The following is a 19,632-nucleotide window of genomic DNA, read 5'->3' as shown; positions in this document are numbered from 1 at the left end:
TTACAATTCCTCCGTCTTAAAAGTCGTGTACCCCTCATAATAGTAACTGTGATCTATGCCTTTCATATAGACCTCACGGCTATTGATGTCATCGGTCAAGGCATTTTTGAGCAGATGTTTGATTTCAATATCCTTAATTGGACTGCGCTCCATAGCGAGCAAATAATCTTCTTTATCCACCTTACTCCAGTCAACGACCTTGTGAAGTTCAGCTTTAAAAATCAAATCCAGCCAAATACGAGTGCTGCGTCCGTTTCCTTCACGGAAAGGGTGGGCGATATTCATTTCTACATACTTTTCTACGATCTCATCAAAGTTTGACTGCGGCATTTTATCAATATTTTCAACTGCTGCTTCCAAATACATCACCGGCGCAAAACGAAAATTGCCTTTTGCAATGTTTACCGTTCTGATTTTTCCGGCAAAGTCATAAATTTCGTCAAATAGATATTTATGAATTGTCTTGAGAGCAGAAAACTTCCCAGCTTCTAATTTATCAAGAATTCCGTTTTCAAAAAGCTCCGCAGCTTTTTTCTTACTGATTCGCTCTTCCTCACGGGCAAGGTCGGCAGAACTGGTCAGCCCTAATTTATTTCCAAGTGCCATATTGCACCTCCATCATTGTTGATTGTGATTTTCCTTACATAAGTCATATATTTTGGACTACGCTAATTTGTTCGGTACAGCACTCCCATTTTCCCAACGATTTACAGTTGTAAAGGTAACAGTCAGCTGCTCTGCAAACTCGGTCTGACTCACATTCAAATAGGTTCTTATTTGTTTAATAAGCATCTGCATATGCCACCTCAAAAATATAACATTATTTCTGTTTTGTATTATAGCTAATGTTATATTTTGCGTCAATAGATTTGGGTGAAAAGAAAAATCCAGAAACCTGCATGGTTACTGGATTTTTCGATAGCGGAGACGGTGGGATTCGAACCCACGTGCCCAAAAAGGACAACCGCATTTCGAGTGCGGCTCGTTATGACCACTTCGATACGTCTCCATGTAAAGTTTTCCTAGCTATTATAGCAAAAAAACAGAATAAAGCAAATAGGTTTTGAAATAAATTTTAGGAAATACGTAACAGTTCAGTCCGCGCCATTCGTAAAACCGCACTGCGTGCTTATCGTGGCTGACACCACCGTTTTACTCATTGACGGGCGCTTAAGCTCATACAGATGTACGCTCGCAAAAACATGCAAGCATATTTTATGCTTTCCGCACACTGTATGGCTGAACAGTTACGAAAATACAAGATGAAAGTATATTTGTTACAGGATAGCGGGATTCGTCCGATAAGGTATATCATACAAGTATCCCGTATTCTATTCCATTCCGAATAGCTGGCTTCGCCGAGTGAGGTATACGAAAGAGAAATTTTCGTGTATAATATGAAAAAAGGAGGAAGGAAAATGGAGATAAAAAGTGTGGCGCTCATTGGGCTGGGAGCGATGGGCTCTTTTTTTGCGCCGAGACTTGAGCAGTATCTGGGGAAAGAAAAGTTCTGTGTGATTGCGGCGGGAGAAAGGAAAGAAAGGCTGGAAAAGCAGGGGATCACTGTCAATCGTGAGACATATCGCTTTCGTATTTGCGAACCACAGTATGGAGAAAAGGTAGATTTGATTATTATGGCAGTCAAAGATACAGGGCTTAGCCAGGCGATACAGGATATTCGGAAGTTTGTCGGGGCAGGTACACAGATACTCTGTGTGATGAACGGAGTGGAAAGTGAAGAAAAGATTGCGGCAGTTTATGGGTGGGAACATGTCATGTATTCGTATATGCGGGTTTCCATTGTGATGAAAGATGGAAAGGCTGATTTTAATCCCCATGGAGGGAAAGTATATTTTGGAGAAAAAGAAAACAGACAGCCATATACACCGCGGGTACAGGCTGTTTATGAATTATTTGAAAAGAGTGATATACCGTTTGAAATACGAGAAGATATGCTGCATGGTATCTGGTATAAATTTGCCTGCAATATTGGAGAAAACTTAACCTGTGCATTACTGGGGATTCCGTTTGGCGCATTTACAAAGAGTGGGCCGGCGAATGAAATCCGTATGGCGGCTATGAAAGAGGTTCAGAAAATAGCTCTGAAAAAAGGAATTGTTCTGACAGACGAACAACTAAGCAGGCAGGAGGAAGTGCTGACAAGAATTCCGTATTACAATAAACCTTCTACTTTACAAGATTTGGAAGGAAAAAGAAAAACAGAAATCGAAATGTTTGCAGGCACTGTGGTCCGTATGGGAGAGGAAACCGGCATAAAAACACCGGTATGCTGGATGTTTTTAAAAGCAATTCAAGTATTGGAAGAGAAAAATAAAGGAATGTTGGAGGAGGAGATATGATACGTTTTGCAACAATCGGTACGAACTTTATTGTAGATTTATTTTTAGAAGCGGCGAAACAGGATAAACGTCTTACATATGCTGCCGCGTACTCTCGTTCTGAAAGTACAGGCAGAAAATTTGCAGAAAAACATGGGGCAGAAAAGGTTTATACGAATTTAACGGAACTGGCAGAGGCAAAAGATATTGATGCGGTCTATATAGCAAGCCCTAATTACGCACACTGTGAACAGGCTGTTCTTATGCTGGAACATAAAAAGCATGTTTTATGTGAGAAGCCGATTTGCAGTAATCATGCAGAGTTTATGAAGATGGAAAGGGCCGCCAGGGAAAACCATGCAGTGCTTTTAGAGGCGATGCGTCCGGCATATGATCCGGGAATAAAAGCAGTAAAGGAAAACCTGGATAAATTAGGAAAAATCAGAAGGGTGGCCTTTCGTTTTTGTCAGTATTCCTCCAGGTACGATAAGTTTAAAGCAGGGAAGATAGAAAACGCGTTCAAACCGGAGCTTTCTAATGGAGCACTGATGGACATCGGTGTTTACTGTGTGCATCCTCTTATTTTGCTCTTTGGACGGCCGGAAAGAATTTGTGCAGATGCAGTATTTCTGGAAAATGGTGTGGATGCAGAAGGGACGATCCTGGCTGGATACCAGGGAATGTTGGCGGAACTTTCCTATTCTAAGGTTACAGATGGAATGCCAGAGTGCGAAATACAGGGAGAAGATGGAATTATGATTATCGATCGGCTTGTCGATCCGAAAGTATTAAGGATTCTTTACAGAAAGAAAGAGGAGGAAAGAATCTGTATTGCAAAGTCAGAAAATAATATGATATATGAGATTGAAAGATGGTGTGATCTGATAAAAGCAAAAACACCGGATGAGAGCGCTCTGTGTGTTTCTGGTATAGAGATGGAAATAATGGATGCGGTAAGAAAGCAGCTGCATATTGTCTTCCCTTCAGATGAAAAGTCGAGGTAATAGGTATATTACAGTAAAAATGCTGTCCGGTTCCGTCGGACAGCATAGAAAATTTTTGATTTAGTTCTGTTCTGTTACATTGAGTACTTTTCTGACAAGTCTGCGGTCGTCTCCTGACGCATCACGATAGTGCTCAATGAGAGTGACCTCTTCTTGTGTCAAATAGAGCGTATCTGCAGATTCGATCTCCATAGCAGCAGTGTAGGGCCCCTTTCGTTCGTTGATGATGCCGTCTTTATAGCAAGACTGGTTGACCAGCTCATCCAGAGAAACATGATATATCTGGGAGAGGCGTATCAGAGAATCTAAATCTGGTGTCCGCTTGCTTGTTTCGTAATTAGAATAAGCCTGTCTGGAAATATTCAGCATCTTACTGATTTGCTGCTGGGTATAATTATGTGCTTTTCGTAGTCTCAATAAGTTATTTACAAGCTGTATATTTGACACACTGCTACCTCCATTTATAAGGAATCTCATGGTACCACATCATTATAACAAGTTTCCCTATGGATGGATATTTATGCGACAAAATGAAAATAAAATGCGAATAGACACATATTGTTGCTATTTGCTCAAATTACTATTGTGATATTTGGAAGTATAGGTTACTTCCTCCTGAAACCATGCGGGAGGGACATAGGCGTCGGCTGTCTTGGTATCTGGAAATTCTACTTCAGCGAGACATAAGGGAGAGAGGCTTCCTTCGAAAACATCTAGCTCAATCGTAAGATTGTTTTTGGCAGGAATAAAGTAGCGTTTTTTTTGAATCAGCTTTCCATCGATTTTAGCCTTTAGATGCTGGTAAGCTTCCGGTGTTAAGGGGAGGTTGTATTCCTTGCGGACCATAAGCCCCTTCGATTTATAAGTGAGAATATATTCGGCTTCTTCCTTTCGTATGCGCACGACCGGATCTGTGCAGAGGTATCCTTGCTCGATCCGGTGCGATGGATAGTCTGTAAGAGGGAAGGGAAGCGCATTTGGATCAATTAAAAATTTGCGTTCAATTTCCATTGAGATTCTCCTTTCTGGCAGGCTGCCAACTTTATCATAATATAATACAGCCTTTTTTGGCAAGGAAAGAGGCGAAACCGTTGCATTTCAAGGCTGCATTTGATACACTAAATAAGATGGAGCCGGAGCAGAGGGGACGGTATGACAGGCGACGTGCCGTCCCCTCTGTTCTATAATAGGAAATTTCGATAAATTTCCTATTATACAAAAAGCCCTCTGGGCGGGATGCACACGCCGCAATGAGGAAATTTTACCGCTTTGCGGTATTGCGGCGGCGCGCAAAGTGGACAAGCCCTTCAAGAGGAGTGAGGGACAGGGAAGTTGAAGTGGGATTGCCCACTTTGTTCCGATAGCATAGAGTAAGAAAGCCGGAGAAAAATGAAGGAGGAACGATTATGAAAGAGGTCAGTGTATTTCTTGCGGATGGATTCGAAGAGATAGAGGGGCTTACAGTGGTCGATATTCTGCGGCGGGCAGGAGCAGAGGTGAAAACTGTTTCGGTGACTGGAAGCCGCACAGTCCGCGGAGCACATCAGATAGAAGTTCTCGCAGATGTGTTATTTGAGGAGACAGCGTTTGAGAATACATATATGCTGGTACTTCCCGGAGGGATGCCTGGAACCATTCACCTGCAGGAGCATGAGGCGCTTCAGAAACTACTTTTGTCTTTTTATGAGAGAAAGCTTCCTATTGCTGCAATCTGTGCGGCACCGTCCATCCTGGGAAAACTTGGTTTCCTGAAAGGAAGAAAGGCATGCGCTTATCCGTCCTTTGAGGCGGCATTAACCGGAGCTTTAGTCGTGAAGGAACCGGCAGTGACAGATGGAAATATTACTACAGGAAGGGGAATGGGAACCGCGATTGCTTTTGGCCTTCGCCTTGTTGCGATTTTGTATGGAGAGGAAAAGGCGCAGGAAGTGAAAAAAGCCATTGTTTATGAGTAAAAAACGCTGGAAATTTGCGGTTGTTTATGCTATACTGTTTCAATGACTGCGAATATATCTGGATAAAATCAAGGAGGAAAATAAAAAATGAGTTTACAGGTAGAAAAATTAGAGCATAATATGGCGAAACTAACGATTGAAGTTTCTGCAGAAGAAGTAGAAAAAGCACTTCAGGCGGCATATATAAAGGAACGTAAAAAAATCAGCATGCCGGGATTCCGTAAAGGGAAAGTACCGCGTCAGATGATTGAAAAAATGTATGGGCCGGAAGTGTTCTATGACGAGGCGGCAAATCATATGATTTCAGAGGCATATGGAAAAGCATATGATGAGTGTGAGCTGGAGCTTGTATCCCAGCCGAAAATCGACATTGTCCAGCTTAAGAAGGGTGAGCCGTTTATTTTTACTGCGGAAGTAGCAGTGAAGCCGGAAGTGACTCTGGGAGAGTACAAGGGGCTGAAGGTAGACAAGGTGTCTACAAGAGTAACGCAGAAGGAAGTAGATGAAGAGATTGAAAAAGAGCGCGAGCGCAATGCCAGAACAGTGGAAGTGACAGATCGCGCAGTACAGGATAAAGATCAGGTACTTCTTGATTTTGAAGGATTTGTTGACGGGGAAGCTTTTGAAGGAGGAAAAGGTGAGAAGTATCCTCTGACAATTGGTTCCGGCGCATTTATCCCAGGATTTGAGGAACAGTTGATTGGCGCTGAGATTGGAAAAGAGATGGAAGTCAATGTGACATTCCCGGAGGATTACCAGGCAAAAGAACTGGCAGGAAAGGCAGCAGTATTTAAGTGTACGGTGCAAGAGATTAAGGTGAAGGAACTGCCGGAGCTGGATGATGAATTTGCTTCTGATGTCTCTGAATGTGAAACACTGGATGCTTATAAGGCAGAAGTGAAGAAGAAAATCAAAGAGCGCAAAGAAAGAGAAGGAAAAGAAAAGAAAGAAAATCAAGCTGTAGACGCGGCGATTGAGAACGCGCAGATGGATATTCCAGAAGCGATGATTGAACTGCAGACCAAACAGATGGCAGATGACTTTGCAAGACGTATTATGCAGCAGGGGCTGACTGTAGAACAGTATTACCAGTTCACGGGTATGACAGAAGAAAAGATGATGGAAGAGATGAAACCACAGGCAGAGAAACGAATTAAGACAAGGCTGGTGCTTGAGGCTATCGTTGCTGCAGAGAACATTGAAGTCTCAGAAGAACGCTTAGAAGAAGAACTGAAGAAGATGGCTGAATCTTATCAGATGGAAGTGGATAAGCTCAAAGAATTTATGGGTGAAAACGAAAAGAAACAAATGAAAGAGGATATTGCGGTTCAAGAGGCGGTTACTCTGATTGCAGAAGCAGCGGTAGAAGGATAAGACAACCTTTAAAGAAAGGGGGTGCCTGGGATTACAGGCATCCCGATTCTGCTTTAAGAAGATTCCCGCTTTTTGACAGGTTTGATAATTTGTACAGGATTTAGATTCATACAGAAGTCAGGAGGAAGACAGATGAGTTTAGTACCTTATGTCATTGAACAGACAAGTCGTGGAGAACGCTCTTACGATATTTATTCCAGATTATTGAAGGAACGGATTATTTTTCTTGGGGAGGAAGTCAATGACGTGTCGGCGAGCGTAGTTGTGGCACAGCTTCTTTTTCTTGAGGCGGACGATCCGGACAAGGATATTCAGCTTTATATCAACAGTCCAGGCGGTTCTGTGACCGCAGGGCTTGCTATTTACGACACAATGCAGTATATCAAATGTGATGTCTCCACAGTATGTATCGGCATGGCTGCGAGCATGGGAGCTTTTCTGCTTTCCGGAGGAAAGAAAGGAAAACGGTTCGCGCTGCCGAATGCGGAGATTATGATTCACCAGCCGTCTGGCGGTGCACAGGGACAGGCGACAGAGATTCAGATTGCCGCAGAACATATTCTTCGGACACGTCAGAAGTTAAACGAGATACTGGCAGCAAACACTGGCCAGCCGTTGGAAGTCATCAAGATAGACACAGAGCGCGACAACTTTATGTCTGCAGATGAAGCAAAGGAATATGGATTAATAGATGAAGTAATCGCCAATCATTAAAGGCGGTATGAGGTGAGAGTATATGGCAGGAAAACCAAATGATGACATCGTGAGATGTTCCTTCTGTAATAAAACACAGGCACAAGTCCGCAAGCTGATAGCCGGGCCGAACGGCGCGTATATATGTGATGAATGTATCGATGTTTGTGCTGAAATCATAGAAGAAGAATTTGATTATGGAGAACGGCGGGAATTTGACGACATTAATCTGCTGACACCAGAAGAGATAAAGGCATTTTTAGATGATTATGTTATCGGACAGGACGAAGCGAAAAAGGTGCTTTCAGTGGCTGTCTATAATCATTATAAACGGATTATGGCAGAGCAGGATTTAGGAGTTGAACTTCAAAAGAGTAATATCTTGATGCTGGGACCGACCGGCTGTGGAAAAACACTGCTCGCACAGACACTTGCGAAGATTTTAAACGTTCCGTTTGCAATTGCAGATGCAACGGCGCTTACAGAGGCGGGATATGTCGGTGAAGATGTAGAAAATATCCTGTTGAAGGTTATTCAGGCGGCAGACGGAGATATTGAAAGGGCAGAGCATGGGATTATCTATATTGACGAGATTGACAAGATTACGAGAAAATCAGAAAATCCCTCTATTACGCGTGATGTATCCGGCGAAGGGGTGCAGCAGGCACTTTTAAAAATTATCGAAGGGACAGTTGCATCTGTTCCGCCCCAGGGAGGGAGAAAACATCCCCATCAGGAATTAATTCAGATTGACACGACCAATATTTTGTTTATCTGTGGAGGTGCTTTTGAAGGTATCGATAAAATCATAGAAACAAGGCTGGATCGGAAATCTATTGGATTCAATGCAGAGATTGCGTCAAAACATGAATATAATATTGACGTACTTTTACATCAGGCATTGCCGCAGGATTTAGTAAAATTTGGATTGATTCCGGAATTGGTCGGAAGACTTCCGGTTACAGTGTCTTTGGATATGTTGGATAAGGAAGCGTTGATACGGATATTGACAGAGCCAAAGAGCGCGATTGTAAAGCAGTATCAGAAGTTATTGGAATTAGACGGGGTAAGATTGGAATTTGACAAGGATGCACTGGCCGCGATAGCGGAAACTACCCTTGCCAGAAAAACCGGTGCCAGAGGACTGCGGGCAATTATGGAGAGCATTATGATGGATACAATGTTCAAGGTACCGTCTGATGATACAATCAAAGGCTGCCGTATAACAAAGGAAGTTGTGAAGGGAACAGGCGCGCCGCTATATGAGTGTGACGGAGAAGAACGCCGGTCGTTTCTGACATCTGAGAGTGCTTAATATTTCAGGCGGGTGCAGGGGAAAAACCATGTGCCTGCCTTTTTGGTATACATAAAGAAATCGAGGAGGAAATCATATGAAGAAGGAAACAAGAAGCCTTCCTATGGTGGCGCTTCGCGGTATGGTCATTATGCCGGGAATGGTGGTTCACTTTGATGTAAGCAGAGAGAAATCTGTCGCGGCAATTCAGGAAGCAATGGTAGAGGAACAGAAGATATTTCTGACGGCACAAAAAGAGATAGAAACAGATAATCCAAAACAGGAGGATGTGTTTCCGGTTGGGACTGTAGGAACGATCAAGCAGATTATCAAATTGCCGAAGCGCATTGTCCGAGTGCTGGTTGCAGGAGAATCCAGAGGGATTCTAAACAGTATGGAGTATGAGGAGCCTTATCTGCGCGCTATGGTGGATGTAGTGGATGATTCAGATATTACGGTGCCGGAGGATTTGAATGGAGAAGCGTTGATTCGGGGACTGAAAGATATGTTTGTGGATTATGCAGCTAAAAACGGGAAGATGTCCAAAGAAGCCGTAGCTCAGATTCTGGAAATCAAGGACTTAAAAAAGCTGGTTGATGAGATTGCTGCCAATATCCCTCTGTACTATACGGATCAGCAGGATATTTTAAATGAGACCGAGTTCTGGAAACGATATGAATTGCTTGCATTTAAGCTGGTAAATGAAGTCCAGATCATGGATATAAAAGAAGAGATACAGCAGAAAGTAAAAGAACGTGTAGATAAGCATCAAAGAGAATATATCTTAAGAGAACAGTTAAAACTGATAAGAGAAGAGCTGGGAGATGATACGACGCTGTCTGATGCAGAGGAATTTGAACAGGCGGCGCAGAAGTTAAAAGCGCCAAAAGAAATAAAAGAAAAACTGAACAAAGAAATCAGCAGGTTTAAAAGCTCTTTAAATTCCCCTGCCGAAAGCGGAGTTATACGGACGTACATTGAGACAATTTTAGAGATGCCTTGGGATAAGTCTGTAAAAGACGCAAATGACATTGCGTATGCAGAGAAAGTATTAGAGGAGGAGCATTACGGTCTGGAACAGGTAAAAGAAAGAATCTTAGAATTCCTTGCAGTTCGGACGCTGACGAAAAAGGGAGAAAGCCCGATTCTTTGTCTTGTGGGCCCTCCGGGAACCGGAAAGACTTCTATCGCGAAGTCACTGGCCAGAGCGCTTAAAAAACCGTACGTGAGAATTTCCCTGGGAGGCGTGCGGGATGAGGCAGAGATACGCGGACATAGAAAGACGTATGTAGGCGCCATGCCGGGACGGATTGCCAATGGAATCCGTTCGGCGGGAGTGAAGAATCCTTTGATGCTTCTGGATGAAATTGATAAGGTCAGTACAGACTATAAAGGCGATACTTTTTCTGCACTTTTAGAGGTATTGGACAGTGAGCAGAACAGTAAATTCAGGGATCACTATTTAGAGGTTCCGCTGGATTTGTCAGAAGTATTGTTTATTACTACTGCAAATACGCTCCAGACAATTCCAAGACCGCTTTTAGATCGTATGGAAGTGATTGAAATCAGCAGTTATACAGAGAATGAAAAGCTCCATATTGCTGTGGAACACCTGATTCCAAAACAGATGAAGAAGCATGGGCTCTCCTCGGAACAGCTTACTATCAGCAAACATGCGATCTGGAAAATAGCGAGAAATTATACAAAGGAGGCAGGCGTAAGACAGCTGGAGAGAGAAATAGGAAATATCTGCAGGAAGACAGCGAAGGAGCTTCTGACAACAAAGAAAACAAAAATTGCGGTGACAGAAAAAAATATTCATAAATATTTAGGCAAAGAAAAATATATCTATCAGATGGCAAATCCGGCTCCGGAGATCGGCATTGTAAGAGGCCTTGCGTGGACAAGCGTAGGCGGGGATACATTGCAGATCGAAGTAAATATAATGCCAGGAAGCGGAGAGATTATGCTGACAGGGCAGCTGGGGGACGTAATGAAGGAGTCTGCGCAGACAGGAATCAGCTATATCCGTTCTGTTAGCCGGAGGTATGAAATTGCAGAGGATTTCTTTGAGAAGCATGATATTCATGTACATATCCCAGAAGGGGCGGTTCCTAAAGATGGCCCTTCTGCTGGGATAACGATGGCGACAGCTATGATTTCTGCCATTACCGGAAGAAAAGTGTGGGCGGATTTGGCAATGACAGGAGAAGTAACCTTAAGAGGAAGGGTGCTTGCGATCGGAGGATTGAAAGAAAAACTACTGGCGGCAAAAAATGCGGGAATTAAGACGGTTCTCATTCCGAAGGAAAACAAGGCAGATATAGAGGAGCTGTCTGCGGAGATCACAAAGGGGCTTCAAATTATACCAGTAGAAAATATGGACGAGGTCTTAGATAAGGCGCTTATAGCGGAGCACGCAGGAAAAGAGAAAAAAGAATAGGGAGATGTCATGGTAATTAGAAATATAAATCTGGAGACGGTCTGTGGAATTACAAGTAAGCTTCCAGAAAACAAGAAACCGGAAATAGCCTTCGCGGGAAAGTCGAACGTAGGAAAATCTTCTCTTATTAATGCCTTGATGAACCGGAAGTCTTATGCCAGAACTTCGGCTACTCCGGGCAAAACCCAGACGATTAATTTTTATAATATCAATGAAGAAGTATATCTGGTGGATTTGCCGGGATATGGATATGCCAAAGTTTCCGAGGAAGAGAAAAGGCAGTGGGGAAAACTGATAGAACGGTATCTGCATGAAGCGAAACAGCTGATGGCGGTATTTCTTTTGATTGATATCCGCCACGAGCCGTCCGCAAATGACAAAATGATGTATCAGTGGATTGTAGAGCAGGGCTTTGCTCCGATTATTATAGCTACAAAGCTGGACAAACTGAAAAAGAGTCAGGTTATGAAACATATAAGGATGGTAAAAGAGGGGCTTTCGCTGATACCAGGGACAAAGGTGATTCCATTTTCTTCTGTGACGAAACAGGGAAGGGAAGAAATATGGGAACTGATCGAGACAGAATATTTAGGTAAGGCAGAGGTGGAGATGGATGGAAAGTAGACGCCCGTACTGGCAGGTTGCAGTAAGCTTGGTTTTTAGCCTGCTGGCAACAGCAGCATTTGTAATTATCGGGATAAAAGCAATTGGGGTTCTAATGCCTTTTGTGATAGGCTGGATTATATCTGCAATCGCGGCGCCGCTTGTAAATTGGCTGGAGAGAAGATTAAAGATCGTAAAAAAATTAGGCTCCGCCCTTATAGTTGTATTGGTGCTTGCAGTAATTGTGCTTGTCCTGTATTTTTGTATCAGCCGTCTGGTAAGTGAAATTGGAGATCTGGCCAAAAATTTTCCGGAGATGTATGCACAGTTAGAAAGTGGGTTGAAACAGATTGGAGGTACTTTGTCCGGCGTGTTTGAAAAGTTGCCGGAAGGGATACAAAACGGCTGGAATGCTATGGCAGCGAATCTCGACCAGTATATGGGAAACTTAGTCTCTAAGGTCAGTGAGCCGACTGTGACAGCGGCAGGAAATTTTGCTAAAAAAGTGCCTTCTTATTTGATTGCATTTATTGTGGCGGTGATGTCGGCATATTTTTTTACTGTGCAGAGAGAAGAAGTAATTCAATGGCTTAAGAAGGTTTCTCCTGAATCAGTGACAAAAAGAATGTCACTTGTAATGGATAATCTGCGCTATGCTGTAGGAGGCTATTTTAAAGCACAGTTTAAGATTATGGCAGTAGTTTTTGTGATACTGCTGATAGGATTTGCAATTCTGGGGGTCAATTATTTTGTGCTTGTGGCATTTTTAATTGCATTTCTGGATTTTCTTCCATTTTTTGGAACGGGAACAGCGATGATTCCCTGGGCAGTGTATAAATTCTTTATGGGAGATTATAAATCGACGGTGATACTGGTTATATTCTATGTCGTTACCCAGCTTGTGAGACAGCTTCTACAGCCAAAGCTAGTGGGAGATAGTATGGGATTAAACCCTCTTGTCACCTTATTTTTGCTGTATATCGGATACAGAATCAGCAGTGTAATCGGTATGATTCTGGCGGTGCCGATTGGAATGATTCTTATCAATATGTGCCAGGCAGGTGCATTTGATTATATTTTTGATGACGTGAAAATTCTGGTAGAAGGAATTCTAGGACTCCGTGAGGAGAGAAAAGATTCAGAACAAAAAAAATGAGAGGAAGGATAGCATATCAGCTTTGGAACCATATTTTTAAAATATGGTTCCAGGGCTGAATTTTTATTCGGAATAGTCATATTTTGTATGGAAAAAGAAAAAACACACAATATATTGTATGTCTATGTTGAAAATAATCTAATTCTAGTATATAATCGCTGTATATCTTATTTTTAGGCTGTAATAAAAAATCAGGAGGACGTCCATGGCAGATTGTATAAATGAATGGGGAAGAGAATTAAATATAGAGGGAATTGCAGAAGTGCTGGAGGGAATCAAGCAAGATTTTCCGGGAGATATATATTCTTTACATGTATTAGAAGAACGGTGCAGTGGATTTTTAAAGCCGGGAATGCAAGAAAAAGAACGTCTGAAGATGCTTATAAAAGCGGCCACAGAGCTGACAAGTCAGGAGGCGCCGGAGTGGGAAAAAATTGCCGGAAGGCTGCTTGCGTTTCAGTTTTACTGCAATCTGAAAGAGGAAGAAACAAAACGAGGTATTCACAATTTTTATGAAAAAGTTTGTTATCTCGTCCGGCAGGGGCTTTACGGCAGCTATATTCTGGAGGCATACAGCAGCGAAGAGCTTCTTACAGCACAGACCTATATTGTGCAAGAAAGAGATAAATTATTTACATTTTCCGGTTTGGAGCTGCTTTTAAAAAGGTATGTTGTATCGACACACCAGCATGTACCTCTGGAAAGCCCGCAGGAAATGTTCTTAGGGATTGCTCTGCATCTTGCCATGAGGGAAAAGAAGAAGCGGATGAGTTGGGTGAAACGTTTTTATGATATTTTTTCCAAAATGGAGGTGACAATGGCTACGCCTACACTGTCAAACGCGAGAAAGCCTTTCCAGCAGCTTAGTTCCTGCTTTATTGATGTGGTGCCGGACAGCCTAAAGGGAATCTTTCGTTCGATAGATAATTTCGCACAGGTAAGCAAATATGGAGGCGGGATGGGGCTGTACTTTGGCAAGGTGCGTGCGGCAGGCAGTTCTATCCGCGGCTTTGAGGGTGCGGCAGGCGGCGTGATACGGTGGATACGTATTGTAAATGACACAGCGGTTGCGGTAGATCAGCTTGGAGTACGATCCGGAGCAGCCGCCGTCTATTTAGATGCATGGCACAGGGATCTGCCGGAGTTTTTACAAATACGGACGAATAATGGAGACGAGAGACTAAAAGCCCATGATGTATTTCCGGCAGTGTGCTATCCTGACCTTTTCTGGAGGCTGGCAAAGGAGAATCTGGATCAGGACTGGTATCTGATGTGCCCGCATGACATTTCTTTAGTAAAAGGATACTGTCTGGAAGATTATTATGGGGAGGAATGGGAAGAAAAATACTGGGACTGTGTGCAGGATACGCGGATCACAAAAAGAACAATCCGGCTGAAGGATATTGTGCGCCTGATTATCAAATCGGCAGCAGAGACAGGAACGCCGTTTGTATTTAATCGGGATATAGTAAACCGCGCCAATCCGAATCCGCATAGAGGAATGATATACTGTTCGAACCTGTGTACAGAAATCGCACAGAATATGTCTGGTATTTCTGATATAGATTCGAAAATACAGACAGAAGAGGGAGACACAGTTGTGGTGCAGACAACGAAGGCAGGAGATTTTGTTGTTTGTAATCTCGCCTCATTGACGCTGGGACGCCTTCCTGTCCACAATTTAGAATATATCAGGGAGGTAGTGCGTACAGCGGTGAGAGCGCTGGACAATGTAATCGATCTGAATTTCTACCCTATTCCTTATGCTGAAATTACAAACAGAAATTACAGGGCAATAGGGCTTGGGGTAAGCGGATACCATCATATGTTGGCAAAGAATCAGATAAAATGGGAATCAAAGGAACACCTTGCGTTTGTGGACAGGCTGTTTGAGGAACTGAACTATGCCGCTATAGAAGCAAGCAGTGATTATGCGGCAGAGAAAGGAAGCTACCGGTATTTCAAAGGATCAGACTGGGAAACAGGGGCTTACTTTGAAAAGAGGGGATATGATTCTGAAAAATGGCAGAAGTTAAGAGGAAAAGTAAAGAAACAGGGAATGAGGAATGCATATCTTCTGGCGGTTGCTCCAACCAGCTCGACTTCTATTATTTCAGGGACGACAGCCGGAGTAGATCCGGTGATGAAGAAGTTTTTTCTGGAGGAGAAAAAAGGGGCGATGCTTCCTCGGACAGCGCCGGAGTTGAATATGGAGACGTATTGGTATTATAAAAACGCGCATTTGATCGACCAGAGATGGTCAGTGCGGGCGTGCGGTATAAGGCAGAGGCATATAGACCAGGCACAGTCTGTAAATCTCTATATTACAAATGAGTATACGATGCGGCAGGTTTTAGAGTTGTATCTTCTTGCCTGGGAAAGGAAAGTCAAGACAATCTATTATGTACGGTCTAAGTCCCTGGAGGTTGAGGAATGTGAATCCTGTTCTTCCTGAATATTGCTTGCGTAGGCAGGCTTTAGAGAAAAAGAAATGTATGAATTGTCTTGTTATTAGGAGGAGAATATGAAAGAAAAGCTATTGGTGCGTAAGCCTCTGTTTAATCCCAGAGGTGACACAGACATTCGGAAAAGACGTATGATCGGAGGAAACACGACGAATTTAAATGATTATAATAATCTGAAATATTCCTGGGCATCCGCCTGGTATAGACAGGCAATGAATAATTTTTGGATTCCGGAGGAAATCAATCTTGCACAGGATGCGAAAGATTATCTGAAACTACAAGAGGCGGAGAAAAAAGCATATGACAAAATCTTATCCTTTTTGGTTTTTCTGGACTCTATACAGACGGCAAACCTTCCCTGTGTGGGAGAATATATTACGGCAAATGAAGTGAACCTGTGTTTAAATATACAGACCTTTCAGGAGTGCGTACATTCACAGTCCTATTCCTATATGCTGGATACAATCTGTTCTCCGGAGGAGAAGATGGATATTTTATATCAGTGGAAGACAGATGAACATCTGCTTAAGAGAAATACATTTATTGGGGACTGCTATAACGCATTTCAAAAGAAGAAAGACGCAGGAACACTTTTAGAAGTGATGATGGCGAATTATATTCTGGAAGGGATTTATTTTTATTCTGGATTTATGTTTTTTTATAATCTGTCCAGAAATGGTAAAATGCCTGGTTCGGCTCAGGAAATCCGTTATATTAACCGAGATGAGAATACGCATCTGTGGCTTTTTAGAAATATAATACTGGAATTAAAAAAAGAGTGTCCAGAATTATTTGATACAGCAATGGAAGCAAGACTGCGGGAGCTTCTTGAAGAGGGCGTGCGCCAGGAGATTGCATGGGGACATTATGTGATCGGAGATGAGATTTCCGGATTGAACAAAAAGATGATTACAGAATATATTCAGTATCTCGGCAATCTGCGATGGACGTCGCTCGGATATGGAGTATTATATCCAGGATATGAAAAAGAACCAGAATCTATGAAGTGGGTATCGCAGTATGCCAATGCGAATATGGTAAAAACAGATTTCTTTGAGGCGCGTTCTACCGCATATGCGAAATCCACAGCACTGACGGATGATTTGTAGAAAAATTTTATTAGAATTAGACAAGTATGGATAAACTATAGGGGAATACATTGAAAAAATAAAATGAGTATGCTATTATGAGGAACAGAAAAAGAAAATGGAGGTATAGTACAATGAAGAAATATATTTGTGATGTATGTGGATACATTTATGATGAAGCAGCAGGGGATCCGGATAACGGAATTGAGCCGGGAACAAAATGGGAGGACGTGCCGGACGATTTTCTATGTCCTCTGTGCGGAGTTGGAAAAGACCAGTTTTCTGAGACAGAATAAAACAATAGTGAGAAAAAGAGTAGAAGAGGGTGCCGCCCGATCATCTGATTTGATGATTGGGCGGCACTTTTGTACATTTTTCTCCATTTAAAAGAAAAGTCCTGCCGAACGGGAGGCGCATGCGCAAAACGGAAGTATGTATAATTTTTAAATGGAAATAAACAGTATATAACAGTTGACAACAGTTATAAACTGTTATATACTGTTTGTAGATGGAGGAGAAAACGTATGAAAATAATAATAAATAGTTCATCGATGGTACCAATCTATGAACAAATTGTAGAACAAATAAAAGCCCTTATCATAAGCGGAGAACTACAAGAAAATGATAACCTGCCATCTGTCCGGACTTTATCAAAAGAATTAAGAATCAGTGCACTTACTGTGAAAAAGGCGTATGACTTTCTGGAACAAGAAGGATTTACTGTGACAGTACATGGAAAAGGCACCTACGTTGCAAAGGCTAATAAAGAAAGAATGCTGGAGGAATACAGAAAAGAGATTGAAACAGAATTAGAAGCAGTGATCCGAAAGGCGAAAAGATATGGGCTGACGCAGAAAGAAATATGGGAACTGATGGAACTGATATTGGAGGGATAAGATATGCTGAAAATGGACAGTGTGGAGAAAAGATATGAAAAGTTTAGGCTGCAGTGTTCTCTGGAGGTAAAACCAGGCTTTGTTACAGGACTTGTGGGACCTAATGGCGCAGGAAAATCTACTGCCTTTAAAGCGGCGCTTGGTCTGATACATACGGATGGGGGCAAAATAGAGGTTTTCGGGAAAGACAGTGCAAGGCTGACGAATAAAGATAAAGCAGAAATTGGGGTGGTACTTGCAGATTCGGGCTTTAGTGAATATTTGTCTGTAAAGGACATAAGCAGAGTGATGGATGCTTTGTATACTGAATTTGATAGAACAAGATTTTTAAAACAATGTGAGCAGTTTCACCTCCCTGTGAATAAAAGAGTGAAAACATTTTCCACAGGAATGAAGGCAAAGCTGAAGCTTCTTCTGGCATTGTCACACAAAGCGAAGCTGCTGATACTCGACGAACCATCAGCAGGGCTGGACGTTGCAGCAAGAGAAGATCTGCTGGATGTTCTAAGAGAATACATGGAGGAGGACACGGAGAGGGCAATTCTGATAAGTTCCCATATTTCAGGAGATTTGGAAGGACTGTGTGATGATTTGTATTTGATGCAGGACGGACAGATTGTTATGCATGAAGAGACAGACGTCCTGCTCGATCGGTACGCGGTTTTAAAGGTAAATGAAGAACAGTTTCGTAATCTGGACGCACAGTATATTCTGCGCAGGAGAAAAGAAATATTTGGATATCGTCTGTTGACAGATCAGAAACAATACTATATGGAAAATTATCCTAAGATAGTGATAGAAAATGCAAATATTGACGAAGTTGTATTGATGATGATGAAGGGAGAAAAAATATGAAAGGATTGCTGCTGAAAGATTTCTGTATATCAAAATTACAAAAAACTTATATAATACTCATAGCAATTATGGGAACTGTGTTTGCATATCTGTGGAAGAGCCCCTCTTATATGGTGAGCTTTCTTACTTTTATTGCCACTATATTTGTACTGACAACAATCAGCTATGATGAATTTGACAATGGATATTCTTTTCTGTTTACACTGCCTGTTTCCAGGAAACTTTACGTTACAGAAAAATATGTATTCGCACTTCTTTTAGGAGCAGGGGTCTGGTGTATTACAACAGCTTTAGCAGCGGTATACGTGGCAGTAACAGGGGTGACAGAATTAAATACAGACTGGATAATGAGCTATATTATTTATTTAGGATTTGTACTGTTAATTGTAGCAGTGACTGTGCCTGCTCAACTGAAATTCGGCGGAGACAAGGGGCGGATGGCAATGATTATCGTTCTGGGCGGAATGTTTCTGGCAGGGTGTGCGATTGTCAAAGGTTTGAAAAAAATAGGTGTGGATGTGGAAATAGTTCTGGATAAAACCTCCTCTATGGGAATGGCCGTATTTCTTGGCATATGGTTTGTAATTTTTTGTATTATTTTGTTCATTTCTTTTGGGTTAAGTTCCAGAATTATGGAAAAAAAGGAATTTTAAACAGGTATTTCTGTCAGAGCAGGAATAGAAAGTACAACATAGCGATTCGTAAGTATTGTTAAAAAACGTTATTTAGCTTGACAGAGGAAGTAATATGTTGTATTATAACATTGTTATATAACGCTGTTATGTGGAGGCAATATGGAGGAAAAAATACCAGACACATTGGAAAGGATTTTGCAGGCTGCTATGGAAGAGTTTTCAGAGAAGGGCTTCCTTGGAGCTTCTCTGCGCCAGATTGTAAAACGTGCCGGAGTAACCACAGGAGCTTTTTATGGTTACTTTTCCAGTAAAGAAACACTGTTCTCTTCTATTGTAGAACCTCATGCCGACATCCTGATGAGTAGATATATGGATGCTCATACTTCTTTTTCAAAGCTTCCGGCGGAAAAACAGCCGGAGCATATGGGTGTAGAGTCGGATTTTTACATTCATTGGATGGTGGACTACATTTGTAAGCACAGGGAACCTGTGAGGCTGCTGCTCTGTGGAGCAGAGGGTACCGGATATGAGAATTTTGTTCATAATATGGTTGAAATTGAAGTAGAAAGTACCCTGAAATATGTAGAAACACTTCGCTGTCTGGGACATGATATTCCCAACCTGAATCGGTCTTTGTGCCACATTATTGCCAGTGGCATGCTGGGCGGTATCTTCGAGATCGTGATCCACGATATCCCCAGAGAACAGGCTGTGCGGGATGTAGAGCAGCTTCAGGCATTCTATACTGCCGGATGGCTAAAACTAATGTCGCCATGACTAAAAGGGAATAGCAGCGATATACAAGGGCACTCTGTATCCTTGAATAAACAGA

20 protein-coding genes and 1 tRNA gene are annotated in these 19,632 nt (G+C 42.2%); 16 read left to right on the top strand and 5 right to left on the bottom strand.

Going from position 1 to position 19,632, the window contains the following annotated elements; all coding sequences use genetic code 11:
* From fic to ACZ5C4_RS11560, 3 genes are all read right to left on the bottom strand, one after another.
* Positions 1-606 carry a protein adenylyltransferase Fic gene (gene fic, locus ACZ5C4_RS11570; RefSeq protein ID WP_464521120.1) on the bottom strand — a complete coding sequence of 202 codons (606 nt, stop codon included), beginning with the start codon at positions 604-606 and terminating at the stop codon, positions 1-3.
* Between the two features lie 57 nt (positions 607-663).
* Positions 664-792, bottom strand: coding sequence for a helix-turn-helix domain-containing protein (locus ACZ5C4_RS11565; protein WP_464521119.1), 129 nt, complete (start codon positions 790-792; stop codon positions 664-666).
* A gap of 130 nt (positions 793-922) precedes the next feature.
* Positions 923-1,009, bottom strand: a tRNA-Ser gene (locus tag ACZ5C4_RS11560).
* A gap of 409 nt (positions 1,010-1,418) precedes the next feature.
* Between ACZ5C4_RS11560 and ACZ5C4_RS11555 the strand changes: the two genes are divergently transcribed.
* Positions 1,419-2,360: a ketopantoate reductase family protein gene (locus tag ACZ5C4_RS11555; RefSeq protein WP_464521118.1), complete on the top strand. Its 942-nt coding sequence runs from the start codon at positions 1,419-1,421 to the stop codon at positions 2,358-2,360.
* Positions 2,357-3,343: a Gfo/Idh/MocA family protein gene (locus ACZ5C4_RS11550; protein ID WP_464521117.1), complete on the top strand. Its 987-nt coding sequence runs from the start codon at positions 2,357-2,359 to the stop codon at positions 3,341-3,343. Before ACZ5C4_RS11555 ends, ACZ5C4_RS11550 begins: the two co-directional genes overlap by 4 nt.
* A 60-nt stretch (positions 3,344-3,403) precedes the next feature.
* Here ACZ5C4_RS11550 and ACZ5C4_RS11545 read toward each other — a convergent pair whose 3' ends face one another.
* Complete coding sequence (locus tag ACZ5C4_RS11545) at positions 3,404-3,790, bottom strand: helix-turn-helix transcriptional regulator (protein ID WP_186874171.1); 387 nt, start codon at positions 3,788-3,790, stop codon at positions 3,404-3,406.
* A gap of 117 nt (positions 3,791-3,907) precedes the next feature.
* Positions 3,908-4,354: a CYTH domain-containing protein gene (locus tag ACZ5C4_RS11540; RefSeq protein WP_464521116.1), complete on the bottom strand. Its 447-nt coding sequence runs from the start codon at positions 4,352-4,354 to the stop codon at positions 3,908-3,910.
* A 395-nt stretch (positions 4,355-4,749) separates the two neighbouring features.
* On the opposite strand from ACZ5C4_RS11540, the gene ACZ5C4_RS11535 reads away from it, so the two are divergent.
* The 14 genes from ACZ5C4_RS11535 to ACZ5C4_RS11470 all read left to right on the top strand — a co-directional run bounded on the left by ACZ5C4_RS11535 (position 4,750) and on the right by ACZ5C4_RS11470 (position 19,577).
* Positions 4,750-5,298, top strand: a complete 549-nt coding sequence (locus tag ACZ5C4_RS11535) for a DJ-1 family glyoxalase III (protein WP_464521115.1) — start codon at positions 4,750-4,752, stop codon at positions 5,296-5,298.
* A gap of 87 nt (positions 5,299-5,385) precedes the next feature.
* Positions 5,386-6,672, top strand: a complete 1,287-nt coding sequence (gene tig / locus ACZ5C4_RS11530; protein ID WP_464521114.1) for a trigger factor — start codon at positions 5,386-5,388, stop codon at positions 6,670-6,672.
* A 132-nt stretch (positions 6,673-6,804) separates the two neighbouring features.
* Positions 6,805-7,386, top strand: coding sequence for an ATP-dependent Clp endopeptidase proteolytic subunit ClpP (gene clpP, locus ACZ5C4_RS11525; RefSeq protein ID WP_186874175.1), 582 nt, complete (start codon positions 6,805-6,807; stop codon positions 7,384-7,386).
* Between the two features lie 22 nt (positions 7,387-7,408).
* Positions 7,409-8,680, top strand: coding sequence for an ATP-dependent Clp protease ATP-binding subunit ClpX (gene clpX, locus ACZ5C4_RS11520; protein WP_464521113.1), 1,272 nt, complete (start codon positions 7,409-7,411; stop codon positions 8,678-8,680).
* A 76-nt stretch (positions 8,681-8,756) separates the two neighbouring features.
* Complete coding sequence (gene lon, locus ACZ5C4_RS11515; protein ID WP_464521112.1) at positions 8,757-11,102, top strand: endopeptidase La; 2,346 nt, start codon at positions 8,757-8,759, stop codon at positions 11,100-11,102.
* 9 nt (positions 11,103-11,111) lie between these two features.
* Positions 11,112-11,726 carry a ribosome biogenesis GTP-binding protein YihA/YsxC gene (gene yihA, locus ACZ5C4_RS11510; RefSeq protein WP_464521111.1) on the top strand — a complete coding sequence of 205 codons (615 nt, stop codon included), beginning with the start codon at positions 11,112-11,114 and terminating at the stop codon, positions 11,724-11,726.
* On the top strand, positions 11,716-12,861 hold the full coding sequence (gene ytvI, locus ACZ5C4_RS11505) for a sporulation integral membrane protein YtvI (RefSeq protein ID WP_464521110.1): 1,146 nt from the start codon (positions 11,716-11,718) through the stop codon (positions 12,859-12,861). The genes yihA and ytvI overlap by 11 nt, the downstream gene beginning before the upstream one ends.
* 205 nt (positions 12,862-13,066) lie before the next feature.
* The gene (locus ACZ5C4_RS11500; RefSeq protein ID WP_464521109.1) at positions 13,067-15,316 is read left to right on the top strand and encodes a ribonucleoside-diphosphate reductase subunit alpha; all 2,250 of its coding nucleotides are present in this window, start codon (positions 13,067-13,069) and stop codon (positions 15,314-15,316) included.
* A gap of 69 nt (positions 15,317-15,385) precedes the next feature.
* The gene (locus ACZ5C4_RS11495) at positions 15,386-16,435 is read left to right on the top strand and encodes a ribonucleotide-diphosphate reductase subunit beta (protein ID WP_464521108.1); all 1,050 of its coding nucleotides are present in this window, start codon (positions 15,386-15,388) and stop codon (positions 16,433-16,435) included.
* A 113-nt stretch (positions 16,436-16,548) separates the two neighbouring features.
* The gene (gene rd, locus ACZ5C4_RS11490) at positions 16,549-16,710 is read left to right on the top strand and encodes a rubredoxin (RefSeq protein ID WP_186874182.1); all 162 of its coding nucleotides are present in this window, start codon (positions 16,549-16,551) and stop codon (positions 16,708-16,710) included.
* 228 nt (positions 16,711-16,938) lie between these two features.
* On the top strand, positions 16,939-17,310 hold the full coding sequence (locus ACZ5C4_RS11485) for a GntR family transcriptional regulator (RefSeq protein ID WP_464521107.1): 372 nt from the start codon (positions 16,939-16,941) through the stop codon (positions 17,308-17,310).
* A 3-nt stretch (positions 17,311-17,313) separates the two neighbouring features.
* On the top strand, positions 17,314-18,165 hold the full coding sequence (locus ACZ5C4_RS11480) for an ATP-binding cassette domain-containing protein (protein WP_464521106.1): 852 nt from the start codon (positions 17,314-17,316) through the stop codon (positions 18,163-18,165).
* A complete protein-coding gene (locus ACZ5C4_RS11475) occupies positions 18,162-18,818 on the top strand; it encodes an ABC-2 transporter permease (protein WP_464521105.1) in 657 nt (218 codons plus the stop codon). Before ACZ5C4_RS11480 ends, ACZ5C4_RS11475 begins: the two co-directional genes overlap by 4 nt.
* 141 nt (positions 18,819-18,959) lie before the next feature.
* On the top strand, positions 18,960-19,577 hold the full coding sequence (locus tag ACZ5C4_RS11470; RefSeq protein WP_464521104.1) for a TetR/AcrR family transcriptional regulator: 618 nt from the start codon (positions 18,960-18,962) through the stop codon (positions 19,575-19,577).
* The last annotated feature ends 55 nt before the right edge of the window (positions 19,578-19,632 follow it).

It is taken from the genome of Mediterraneibacter flintii, from assembly GCF_055387595.1.
This window is presented reverse-complemented; position numbering and strand designations above follow the sequence as displayed.